The sequence below is a fragment of the Liquorilactobacillus uvarum DSM 19971 genome (assembly GCF_001434935.1).
Taxonomy (GTDB): Bacteria; Bacillota; Bacilli; order Lactobacillales; family Lactobacillaceae; genus Liquorilactobacillus; species Liquorilactobacillus uvarum.
The window spans coordinates 45,797-57,966 of the sequence record NZ_AZEG01000015.1 but is presented as its reverse complement, the minus strand read 5'-3'; the positions used below and the strand labels follow the sequence as shown (position 1 = coordinate 57,966).

The following is a 12,170-nucleotide window of genomic DNA, read 5'->3' as shown; positions in this document are numbered from 1 at the left end:
CGGTTTCTCGTCCTATTTGCTTATACAGAGGCTAGTTATGTCACAGCCTCTTATTTTCAAAAGCTAACTATTTGCAGGCTCAAGTAAAACTATTTTTTTATTAATTACGCTACTTAGCCCTCATAATAGGACATTTTAAGAATATCCGCGTCCATGATTTTGGAGTAATTCCAAGTCCTATAAAGTTCACATGGTCAGTTGATTTAAAAAAGGAAAACATAATATAACTGCTTCAGGCAATATCATTGTTCAACTACTGGTGCTTTGAAAAAACATAAAATAAAGTAAGAGAGCAAAGATAGTGCATGGCAAAGTTTTTACTAATTATCAGAGAATGCGGGGAATAGAATGATGATTCTGCTGAAGATTAACTAATTGCACGCAATTTATATAAGGAGGAGATGTGTTAGTGAATCAGAGCGTTAGCTATCTGAAGGCAGGTCGTGAACAATAATAAGTAAAAAATTATCATTTTTAATAATTTAAATAATACATATTACGATATGTTATTTAAATTTGATCAAAGAAATAGTAGAATGGAAGTTATGTAGTTTAGCACTGGTAAGGTTATTGCTTGTTCTAATAATAATTGCACAGAAAGATGCGTGAAGAGTAATATAAATGGCATGTCTTTAGTGAGAAACAAATTTTTAGAACTTTTAAACATATTAGTGTAAAATACATGCATAGAAGGTAAAGAAAAATATAACTTACAGTGTTTGCTTGACAATGATATATTATTTTAGTATATTATGATAGTTCGTATGTTATATAAATTATTTTAAACATTCGGGGGAAAAAAGCGTGATTACTTTACAAAAGTCTTTAACTAACTTAACGCAAGTTTTAAGATTGCATGAGCGGCATCAAAACTCACCTGATTTTGAAAAACTTGGCGCGATTGATATATATTACTTAGAAGCTATATATCAACTAAAAGAACCAACGATTGGAATGATATCTAAACTTCTTGATCAATCAACACCTAATACTAATTATCACATTAAAAAATTAATGAAATTAGGATTGATTGAGAAACGATTGGATGATGTAGATCGCAGAGTTACTCATTTAATGGTCACAGATAAGTATCATCAAATGATGGATTCAGACAATGAATTTTGGCAGAGACTGGAAAACAAACTCGAAGATGAGGTTGCCCCTAAGGATTTGGCTATCTTTAAGCGTGTTTTGCGTCAAACAATTGAGATAATTACGGATGAGAGTTTGGATGAATTTTAATAAGAAAATGGGTAATATTTATATTGATGGTTAAAAGTTGAGAGTGTATCTCGACTTTTTTTATTTATGGTAAGAATCGTTTAAGCTTATATGTGTTTAGAATTATGTCTAGCTTTTTTAGATGAAAAAAGAATGCTGATTTAAATATTTGCGTGTAAACTTTCAAAAAAATTTGTTAGAAAATAAATAGTGTAATTTTTTAAATTAAGTATTTATTTAATTAATTTTCAAAAATTTTATAAAATGTTATATGTTATAATCTGACTAATGATTAGCGCTTTTGGAATTTCTTTTCTTTCACCTCTGTGCACAGCTAACTAAAGGTGATTGTCTGATATGATATTTTGAGTGTAGAAGACTTAAAAATGATCTAGCAATGGCAGGCAAGAGCCCACCTGCTTTCTTTATTATCGGGGCAGACAGGGCTTGTTGTCACTGTAGAATGTTTGTAATTTGCACTTTAAAAGGACAGTTTTTTTGAGATAATAGTACGGTTAAGCGGTTTGAGCTCATATTATCATATCAATGACGAGCTCTGTGATATTTCAAAAATGCTTGAATCAAGTTATAGAAGTGAAGTATTGTTAATTTATGAAGGGTTGAAAAAGTTGGTTAAAAAGAAGAGAAGGAAAAGAAAAGTTAGCCGGAAAAAGAAGGGCTTTTTGGTAGTTAATGGGAAACTGCAAATAACTAATGTTTTAGTGCTGGTTTTGATTATAAGCATTTTAACAGTCCAGGTGATGAATTGGCTTGGAAAGTATTCATCATCAGATAATAATAATGTGAATACTGCACAGATTAGTGATGCTACTAAAAGAAATTTTATTAATCAAATTCTTCCAATTGCACAAAGTGAACAGAAAAAATATCAGCTTTTGTCTAGTATTACTCTCGCACAAGCAGCACTTGAATCAAATTGGGGAGAGAGCCAACTGGCAAGCCAATATCATAATTTATTTGGTGTTAAAAGTAATGCAGCGGATGCTCAAATGATGACAACGTCTGAATACGTCAATGGACAGTGGATAACAGTTAAAGCTAAATTTGCAACTTATAAGGATTGGAATGCTTCAATTGAAGCACACACCCAATTATTCGTGAATGGAACTGAGTGGGATCAAGGACATTATCGTACGGTGTTAGCTGCTAAAAACTATCAAGATGCGGCAGCGGCGCTGCAAAAGCAGGGTTATGCGACTGATCCAGAGTATGCTAAAAAATTAATTCAGATTATTCAAGAATACAAACTAAATAAATATGATAAAGTATCAGCAAACTAAATGGGACTGACCATTTGTGTTTGCTGATTGGAATAATGTATGCTAATCTACGTAAGTATTGTACTTATATAATGTCATAATATGGTTGACAAGTTTCTACCCAAGGCCGCAAATCTTGGACTATAAGTAAAAAAAGCTATCAATAATAAAGAGGGGCTTCTTTTACGACTTGTCGTATTAAGAGAAGCTTTTTTATTTTCAAAGAAGAAAGGTTGGATAAATTGAAATTATTAGAAGAACGTATCCGTGAAGATGGGCTTGTGCTTTCTGGAGATGTGTTAAAAGTTAATCAATTTCTAAATCATCAAATTGACCCAGATTTGATGTACGCTTTGGGACAAGAATTTGTACGTCTATACAAGGAAGAGTCTATTACTAAAATATTAACAGTTGAGTCTTCAGGAATAGCGCCTGCAATCATGACGGGTTTAATAATGCACGTTCCAGTGGTTTTTGCTAAGAAACAAAAAAGCGCTACTCTGGATGGCGGGCTATATACAGCAAAAGTATACTCATATACAAAGAAAGTTGAAAATACAATTTCAGTCGATGAAAAATTTTTGAATGCTAATGACAATGTGTTGATAATTGATGACTTCCTAGCGAATGGTCAAGCTGTGAATGGTTTACTTGATATTTGTGAGCTAGCCAAAGCACAGGTTATAGGAGTTGGGATTGCAATTGAAAAATCATTTCAAACTGGCGCTGAATTGATTAAAAAACGTGGTGTGAGACTAGAGTCACTAGCACGCATTTCTTCATTTGAAGGGGAAAAAGTACATTTTGCGGGGGATGCTGAAAATGATTAATCAAGTTGAAAGAAAGGTTGGTCAAGGGAAAGCTGCTATTTTGGGTTTACAGCATCTTCTTGCAATGTATTCAGGAGCTGTTGCAGTTCCTTTACTAATAGGAACTGCTTTGAAATTCAATAGTTCTCAAATGACATATTTGGTTTCAATTGATATTTTTATGTGCGGTTTGGCAACTTTATTGCAGCTTTGGCGAAACCGTTATTTTGGAATTGGTCTGCCTGTTGTACTTGGGTGCGCTATCCAGGCTGTTGAGCCTTTAAAAATGATTGGAAAAGAATTTACGATCGGAACAATGTATGGAGCTATTATTATTGCAGGTGTTTTTGTTTTTTTAATTTCTGGTCAATTTTCGAAAGTAAAAAAACTATTTCCGCCGGTTGTGACGGGTTCATTGATAACGGTTATTGGATTAACGCTGATTCCGATTGCGGTTCAAAATATTGGAGGCGGCGATGCAACTTCAAAGAGTTTTGGTGAGTTACATAATATACTATTAGGCTTTTTAACTATTATTGTTATTTTGTTTATTCAGGTCTGGGGTAAAAAATTCATAAGTACTATTGCTGTTTTGCTGGGATTGATCGTTGGCACAATTGCTGCTGCAATGCTGGGCTTGGTTTCATTAGAACCTGTTATGCAGGCTTCATGGTTCCGTATACCGCAACCTTTTTATTTTGGGCCTCCTCATTTTGAATGGTCTTCTGCAATCACAATGATTATTATTTCACTGGTTTCAATGGTCGAATCCACAGGTGTCTTTTTTGCGTTAGGTGATGTTTTAAATAAACCGATATCAGCGGTAGAATTAAAGCATGGCTATCGGGCAGAGGGAATAGCAGCTATTTTGGGTGGTATTTTTAATACTTTCCCATATACGACTTTTTCACAAAATGTTGGATTGCTGCAGCTTTCAGGTATTAAAACTAAAAAGCCGATCTATTGGTCTGCCGGTTTGTTGATGTTGATGGGACTTTTGCCTAAAGTAGGTGCGATAGCTACTATTATTCCAACAGCGGTTTTAGGTGGTGCAATGTTGGTAATGTTTGCCATGATAAGCGTTCAGGGAATGCGAATGTTATTAAAAGTTGATTTTTCTAACCAAAAGAACTTATTAATTGTCGCACTTTCAGTTGGTTTGGGTTTGGGTGTTTCAGTGTATCCGGGAATTTTTCAGTTTCTGCCTAAGACTGCACAGCTGCTCTTGGGGAATGGAATTGTTATCGCCAGTTTAGTATCAGTCACCTTGAATATTATTTTTAAAGAACATCATTCAGAGAAATAGCAATAGATGCATGAGCATAGGACAAACGATCGGCAAAACTTAAGCAATCATAATGAGCAACACGCAGTTTATATAAGAAAGATCAACTCTTGGAACAGATTTGTGAAAAAGCCCAAATTAAATCGATAGTTTAAGACATATGAACAAATTACTTTTTATTTTAAGAAAAGATCAAGTTTTTTGTAAAACGGGCTTTTTTTTAGAATTAATAAATAATTGAAATCTACAATGTATGGTAAACTGTTAAACGAGAGAACACCTCGCAAAGCAATCTGCGAGGTTAAGAATCATTAGACTAATATTAACTGACCATAGAGAAAGTAGTGAGACAATGGATAATGAAGTGTTGTTTCCCGGAAGTACAATTGGAATAATCGGGGATAGTCCAAATGGCATAATGTTAGCTGAAACTGCAAAAAAAATGGGTTTTCAGGTTGCTGCTTTTGGAGCAAATGAAGCCAATCCTATTATGCAAGAAGCCGATTTAAGAATTATAGGTACGCAGGATGATAAGGGCAAATTGCAGGATTTTGCGGAAAGATGCGATATTGTAACATATGAGTCAGAAAGTGTCCCGGCTGAAATAATTGCCTTTTTAGAGCGTTTCACGCGCGTGCCTCAAGGAAAAGAAACCTTGGAAAATGCACAGGATAGGCTATTAGAGCGTGCGTTTCTAGAACAAATTAATATCAATATTGCGCCATATGCGACAATTGTTGGTTTGGATGACGTCTATCAATCAATTGGATCTATCGGTTATCCGTGTGTGCTAAAACCTATCCAAAAGGGGTATGGAAGGAGACGCCAACAGGTCATCAAAAAGCAGTCTGATATTTCAAAGTGTGCCGACTTAGTCGATTTGGGAACTTTTATTTTAGAGGCTTGGATTCCATATGAGAAAGAACTGTCGGTCGTCATTGCTAAAGAAGCAAATGGTGATTTGAATATGTTCCCAATTGTTGAAAATACTTACCACAATCATCAACTACACCAATCAGTTGTCAAATCTGATGTTTCTCCAGAAATCAAGGCAGAAATTCAAAGATTGGCAAGTGATATTTCCAGTAAGTTGAATTATGTCGGCATTTTAGAAATAGCTTTTTTCTTGACTAAAAGTGGCACATTATATGTTAAAAGAATAGTGCCTGCTCTTCATAAAGCTGGCTATGTTTTTGATAAGGCGACTAATGTGTCGATGTTTGAGCAGCATATCCGTGCTATTGCGCATATGCCTTTGCCGCAAGTTAAATTTTTACAGCCGACTGCGGTAGTTACATTGTGTGTGGAAGACATGGACGAGCTCAGAACACAGTGGATTCTTAAGGATAATTGGTATTATCGTTTTTATCGTTATCCTAAAACGGCACGTATTCGAGAAGCAGGTTATTTAATTGCCCTAGCTGATACGGTAGAGGCTGCAATTCAGCAAATTGATGCAACTGGTATTTGGAGTGAAGATTCTGAAAAAGACAAAATTGTACCTGAAGAGACGGTAACAGATGGTCCAGAAAAAGATTGATTAAAAGGGTTTTTATGTATATTTGAGTTAAGAGTATAATTCTAGGCGTATTTTTATAAATTAAGGGATGCACAGTTTTGAAAAAAGATTGCTAATCTAACAGGAGTAGGTTTGTTTCTTTTTTTAGAGAAGTGTTCTCTTTTTTTTGCTATAATAAAGACTGACTGGACTAAAGAGAGGATTGAAAATAGTGGTAGCAGATGATCTATTAAATGGAATGAATGACAAGCAAAAAGATGCTGTTTTGTGTACTGAAGGACCGCTTTTGATAATCGCTGGTGCTGGAAGCGGAAAAACAAGGGTTTTAACACATCGGGTAGCTTATCTGATCAAAGAAAAAAATGTCAATCCTTGGAATGTTTTAGCAATCACATTTACTAATAAGGCAGCTAAAGAAATGCGCGAGCGAGTGAATAGATTACTGGGTGAAGGTTCTGAGGCTGTTTGGGTTTCAACATTTCATGCCCTGTGTGTTCGCATTTTGAGAAGAGACATTGACAAATTGGGTTATAACCGTGCCTTTACAATAACAGGAACAAGTGAACAGCGAACATTAATCAAGCATATTTTAGCAGATTTGAATATTGATCCCAAAAAGTTCGATCCACGCTCAATTTTAAGCGCAATCTCTAATGCTAAAAACGATTTAAAAACACCGAAGAATTATGCGCAGGAGTCGCAAACTCCTTTTGAAAAGATCGTGGCAGATGTTTATGCAGAGTATCAAAAAAGATTAGAACAGAATCAAGCAGTGGATTTTGATGATCTTATTATGTTAACTTTGCGGCTCTTTAAAGAGAATGAAGCGGTCTTAAAGTATTATCAAAGAAAGTTTCTTTACATTCACGTTGACGAATATCAAGATACGAATGAAGCTCAGTATGAGCTTGTTAACAGTTTGGCTCAAGAAAATCACAATATTTGTGTTGTTGGTGATGCAGATCAAAGTATTTATGGCTGGCGTGGCGCAAATATGGAAAATATTTTAAATTTTGAAAAAGATTATCCAGATACAAAAATTGTAAAACTTGAACAGAATTACCGTTCAACCAAAAATATATTGCAGGCAGCGAATGCAGTCATAAAAAATAATGCCAAACGAAAAGAAAAACAGTTGTGGACAAATAATACACAAGGTGAAAAAATTCATTATTACCGTGGACAAAATGCTAATGATGAGGCTTTTTATGTTGTTCGAAACATTCAAAAATTGATGGAGCAGAAGCAATATAATTTTGGCTCTTTTGCGATCTTATATAGGACTAACGCACAGTCGCGTGTGATAGAAGAAACTTTCATTAAAGCGAATATCCCATACAAAATCGTTGGTGCACATAAGTTCTATGATCGTAAAGAAATTATGGATGTTTTAGCATACATTCGATTAATTGCTAATCCACAAGATAATATCAGTTTTGAACGAATAGTAAATGAGCCTAAAAGAGGTATTGGTGCAACTAGTCTTGAAAAATTAACAGCTTTTGCTGAAATGAGTGGCATGTCTTTGCTTGAAGCAGCAAGTAATTCGGTGCTGGCGAATGTGTCAGGCAAAGCAAGCAGGGCTTTGAGTGATTTTGCGTATACGATCAAAGAATTGCGTACTATGCAGGAAAAACTGAATGTTACTGAATTGACAGAACGGTTATTGGATAAGACCGGATATAAGGCTGCGTTAGAAGCAACTAAAAATTTAGAAAATCAGAGCAGACTTGATAATTTAAACGAATTTTTGACAGTTACAAAACAGTTTGATGATAATTGGGAACCCGAAGATGAAGCAAGCGATCCGTTTATTGACTTTTTAGCCGATCTAGCGCTGGTCTCAGATCAAGATGGAGTCGAAGAGAATGCAAATGAAGTAACATTGATGACACTTCATGCTGCCAAGGGATTGGAATTTCCTATTGTCTTTTTAATGGGATTGGAAGAAGGACTATTTCCGCTTTCGCGTTCAATGATGGATGAAAGTGAGCTTGAAGAGGAACGAAGGCTTGCATACGTGGGAATTACCCGTGCTGAAAAGGTACTGTACTTGACTAATGCTTTTTCAAGGATGTTATATGGTCGACGCCAAAATAATCCAGCCTCACGTTTTATTCAAGAAATCGATCCAGAGTTGTTGCAAGCTGAAAATCATGAAGTTGGAAATACTTCTCTAAACAACATGCGGCACCCAGAGAGACAAAAAACGTTTAACAAACCAGTGTACCGGCAACCTGCTGGAACGATAGAGAAAAATAGAGGCACTGGAGCCGATAAGAAGTCTTGGCAGATAGGGGACAAAGTCATGCATAAAGCATGGGGAACCGGAACTGTTGTTAAGACTTCGGGTCAAGGAGAAGATCTTGAACTTGATATTGCTTTTGATGGAAAAGGGATCAAACGCTTGCTGGCTGCTTTTGCGCCAATAACAAAAAGTAAGTAAAAATTTTCAACCTCGAAAAATAATGGGAGAGTGAGCATGTGTTGACTGAACAGGCTGCTAAAAAACGTGCACAGGAACTTCGAAAACAGCTTGGTGAGTGGAGTCATCAGTACTACGTTATGGATCAACCGACTGTGGAAGATGTAGTTTATGATAAAGCTTATCAAGAGTTAGTCGGATTGGAAAAAAAATTTCCTCAAATCATAGTGAATGATTCTCCTACTCAACGCGTTGGGGGACAAGTATTGTCAGGGTTTAACAAATTGAACCATGAGCTGCCCATGCTGTCTTTGGGTGATGTTTTTTCTAAAGATGAATTGGCTGAATTTGATAAGCGCTTGCATAAAACAGTAGATGAGAATTTTGCTTATAACTGTGAATTGAAGATAGATGGTCTGGCGATCTCGCTTGTCTATGAAAAGGGGCTTTTTGTTCAAGGATCGACACGAGGCAATGGGGTTGTCGGTGAAGATATTACAGAAAATCTTAAGACGATAAAAGCTATACCGTTGCGGTTAACAGAACCTGTCTCAATTGAAGTTCGTGGCGAGTGTTATATGCCAAAACGTGCTTTTGTTGAACTGAATGCCAAACGTGAGGCAGAAGGAAAACCTGTATTTGCTAATCCTCGCAATGCTGCTGCGGGAAGTTTAAGGCAGTTGGATACTGGTATTACTGCTCGGCGTCATTTGAGCACATTTATTTATTATTTAATGAATCCAGAGAATTTGGGAATAGGCAAACAAAGTGAAGCACTAAAGAAAATGTCGGAGTGGGGATTTAGAATTAATACAGAATCGCGAATAGCTTCCACTATGGCTGAAATAGATGCTTATATTGATGAATACCAAGGAAAACGAACAGCGCTTCCTTATGACATCGATGGAATTGTTTTGAAAGCTGATCTTTTTACCGTTCAACGCATGGTCGGCAATACAGTAAAAGTTCCTCGTTGGGCGATAGCATATAAGTTTCCGCCAGATGAACAGGAGACAATTGTACGTCAAATAGAATGGACAGTCGGAAGAACCGGCATTGTCACCCCAACGGCAGTTATGGATCCGGTAAGTTTGGCTGGTTCTATTGTTGCACGGGCGTCATTGCATAATCCGGATTATCTGAAGCAAAAAGATATCCGGTTGATGGATACTGTTGTTTTGCATAAAGCTGGCGATATTATTCCCGAGATTTCGAATGTAGTGCTAGCGAACCGACCAAAGGATTCACAGGAGAGTGTTATTCCAAGAACATGTCCTATCTGTGATGCAGAGTTGGTACACTTGAATGATGAGGTTGCATTAAGGTGTATCAATCCTAAATGTCCGGCATTGATAAAAGAAAGTTTAGTTCATTTTGCTTCGAGAAATGCAATGGATATTTCTGGGCTGGGACCTAAGGTAGTCGAACAGTTGTTTAAACATCGGTTGGTAGCGGATGTATCTGATTTATATCGCCTGAATTTTGAAGATTTGATTAAGTTAGATAAATTTAAAGATAAAGCTGCTAACAATCTGTTGACAGCTATTGATAAAAGTAGGCATAATTCCGTTGAAAGACTTCTTTTTGGTTTAGGGATACGTCATGTTGGCGCTAAGGTAGCTCGTCTTTTAATGCAGCATTTTCGAGACCTAGAGAAATTAATGTCGGCAGATGCTACAGAAATTTTAAAAATTGATTCAATGGGTGAGGTAATTGCTGACAGTATCGTGACGTATTTTAGCAATGATGAAGTTAGAGAATTGATTGCTGAGTTGGCTAATGTCGGAGTTAATTTGGTATACAAAGGCGTGGAGCAGAAACAACTTGAAACGGAAAAAAGTTATTTTACTGGTAAAAAGATCGTCTTGACTGGAACTTTAGAACACATGAGCAGATCTGACGCCAAAAAATGGTTGGAAAATCACGGTGCGAATGTTACTGGAAGTGTTTCGCAAAAAACTGATTTGCTAATTGCGGGTCATAGCGCGGGAAGCAAGCTGATGAAAGCACAAAAATTAAAAGTTAGAGTCATAGATGAAGAACAATTTATCGAGCAAATGGAGGAAATAAAGTGAAAAAGATAGGAGTTATTTTTAGCTTGGGATTAAGTGTAATGCTACTTGCATCCTGTGGGAAAATTGGTGACTCAACTTCGACTGGTAATAGCGCTGCAAAGAGTTCTTCATCAGGATATCAAACAACAGGTCAAAATAGTGACAGCGAGTATGAGGGTGTCGTCAAAAATGGAAAATATTTGACAAGCAAAGCTCGTGGTGTTGGAGTGACACAAAATTCAGATAATCTTTTAAATTTGAAAAGTTTCGAGTCTGGGTTGACCCAATTATCTAAGAACCAATTTTCAACAGATAGCTATATTTTTCAAGAGGGACAGATACTATCATCAACAACAGTTGAAAAATGGTTAGAGAGAAAATCAAAATCGAATTCGAGTGGGTTAAATCCGGTTGATAATGGACAAACAGATGCTAACAAGCGAAACCCGATGTATGTTCAACAGATAGAAGAACAAGATTATATGAAACAAAAAAATGGCAAGTTGACTTTGTCGGGAATAACAATTGGAATTGGGATGAACAGCAAAGATTATTACGAGAAAGAAAAATATGGAGCAACATTTACAACGACTATTTCAAAGGAAAAAATGATTCAAGAAGGACAGGCAGCTGCGGCAAAAGTCCTTTCACGATTACGAAATACAGAGGGGGTTTCCGACAATATCCCAATCTTGATCGGAATGTATCAACAGGCATCTAATGATAGCCTAGTTGGAGGATCATTTTACGCTTATACGGTCAGCAAAAACGGTAGTTCAATTTCTTCATGGAAAGATGTCAATGTAAAGAGCTACGTCTTTCCTTCAACATCATCGTCTTCTGTACCAAATGATAATGATGAGACTTCATTTGAAAGCTTTAAGAAACAAATTCAAAACTTCTTCCCTAATTTGGCTGGTGTTACAGCCCAAGGTCAGTACGAGAATAAGTCTTTAAAAGGATTACATGTGAATATCACGACACAGTTTTATAGTGAAACAGAAATAACCAGTTTTACGCAATTTATTGCTCAGACTGCGAAAACTTATCTCCCTAGTGGAATTCCAATTGATATTACGGTTAAGGGGAGCGATGGGACTGTTCAGAGTTTTCTTGCAAGAAAAGCCAAAGACAGCAGTTACTATACGCACGTCTTTAGCAGTTACTAATGGCTCAAATCAATAATGTTGACAGTGAATTAAATTCAACTGCGCATTTACTTAATTAGATATGCTAGAATGAAATTATAAAAAGAAGGAAGAGGGAGAATAAATGGCAATTAGTGAAGGTAAAGTGGCACATGTTGCTGGATTAGCTAAACTTGCTTTTTCAGAAGAGAAATTACAAAAATTTACTGGGCAAATGGATGAAATTATAAACATGGTTCAGCAACTTAGCGATGTTGATACAGATGGGGTTGAAGTCACGACACATGTTACGGATTCTATCAATACAATGCGTGAAGATAATGCAGTCAAGGGAACAGCGCGTGAACTGTTAATGAAAAATGTCCCTGAACATCAAGATGGGTTTATTAAAGTTCCAGCAATTATTGATGAAAATGAGGAGGCATAGTA

General features: G+C 36.3%; 9 protein-coding genes and 1 riboswitch. All 9 genes read left to right on the top strand.

Annotated elements, in window-relative coordinates; all coding sequences use genetic code 11:
• The first annotated feature begins 804 nt into the window (after nucleotides 1-804).
• The 9 genes from FD20_RS08225 to gatC all read left to right on the top strand — a co-directional run bounded on the left by FD20_RS08225 (nucleotide 805) and on the right by gatC (nucleotide 12,168).
• A complete protein-coding gene (locus FD20_RS08225; RefSeq protein WP_057737569.1) occupies nucleotides 805-1,242 on the top strand; it encodes a MarR family winged helix-turn-helix transcriptional regulator in 438 nt (145 codons plus the stop codon).
• 599 nt (nucleotides 1,243-1,841) lie between these two features.
• Nucleotides 1,842-2,522, top strand: coding sequence for a glycoside hydrolase family 73 protein (locus FD20_RS08220; protein WP_338040552.1), 681 nt, complete (start codon nucleotides 1,842-1,844; stop codon nucleotides 2,520-2,522).
• Between the two features lie 44 nt (nucleotides 2,523-2,566).
• Nucleotides 2,567-2,665, top strand: a riboswitch (purine riboswitch).
• 78 nt (nucleotides 2,666-2,743) lie between these two features.
• The gene (locus FD20_RS08215) at nucleotides 2,744-3,331 is read left to right on the top strand and encodes a xanthine phosphoribosyltransferase (protein ID WP_057737579.1); all 588 of its coding nucleotides are present in this window, start codon (nucleotides 2,744-2,746) and stop codon (nucleotides 3,329-3,331) included.
• The gene (locus tag FD20_RS08210) at nucleotides 3,324-4,616 is read left to right on the top strand and encodes a nucleobase:cation symporter-2 family protein (protein ID WP_057737568.1); all 1,293 of its coding nucleotides are present in this window, start codon (nucleotides 3,324-3,326) and stop codon (nucleotides 4,614-4,616) included. The genes FD20_RS08215 and FD20_RS08210 overlap by 8 nt, the downstream gene beginning before the upstream one ends.
• 331 nt (nucleotides 4,617-4,947) lie before the next feature.
• Entirely contained in the window at nucleotides 4,948-6,135 is a 1,188-nt protein-coding gene (locus FD20_RS08205; protein WP_057737566.1) for a 5-(carboxyamino)imidazole ribonucleotide synthase, read from the top strand.
• Nucleotides 6,136-6,325: 190 nt separating this feature from the next.
• Nucleotides 6,326-8,560 carry a DNA helicase PcrA gene (gene pcrA / locus FD20_RS08200; protein WP_157060880.1) on the top strand — a complete coding sequence of 745 codons (2,235 nt, stop codon included), beginning with the start codon at nucleotides 6,326-6,328 and terminating at the stop codon, nucleotides 8,558-8,560.
• Nucleotides 8,561-8,601: 41 nt separating this feature from the next.
• On the top strand, nucleotides 8,602-10,614 hold the full coding sequence (ligA, locus tag FD20_RS08195) for an NAD-dependent DNA ligase LigA (RefSeq protein ID WP_057737575.1): 2,013 nt from the start codon (nucleotides 8,602-8,604) through the stop codon (nucleotides 10,612-10,614).
• A complete protein-coding gene (locus tag FD20_RS08190; protein WP_057737564.1) occupies nucleotides 10,611-11,762 on the top strand; it encodes a CamS family sex pheromone protein in 1,152 nt (383 codons plus the stop codon). The genes ligA and FD20_RS08190 overlap by 4 nt, the downstream gene beginning before the upstream one ends.
• A gap of 103 nt (nucleotides 11,763-11,865) precedes the next feature.
• Entirely contained in the window at nucleotides 11,866-12,168 is a 303-nt protein-coding gene (gatC, locus tag FD20_RS08185; RefSeq protein WP_057737562.1) for an Asp-tRNA(Asn)/Glu-tRNA(Gln) amidotransferase subunit GatC, read from the top strand.
• The last annotated feature ends 2 nt before the right edge of the window (nucleotides 12,169-12,170 follow it).

Coding starts and splice junctions, on each gene's coding strand:
- FD20_RS08210 (WP_057737568.1), top strand. CDS start 3,324: ATGATTAATCAAGTTGAAAGAAAGGTTGGTCAAGGGAAAGCTGCTATT.
- gatC (WP_057737562.1), top strand. CDS start 11,866: ATGGCAATTAGTGAAGGTAAAGTGGCACATGTTGCTGGATTAGCTAAA.
- FD20_RS08205 (WP_057737566.1), top strand. CDS start 4,948: ATGGATAATGAAGTGTTGTTTCCCGGAAGTACAATTGGAATAATCGGG.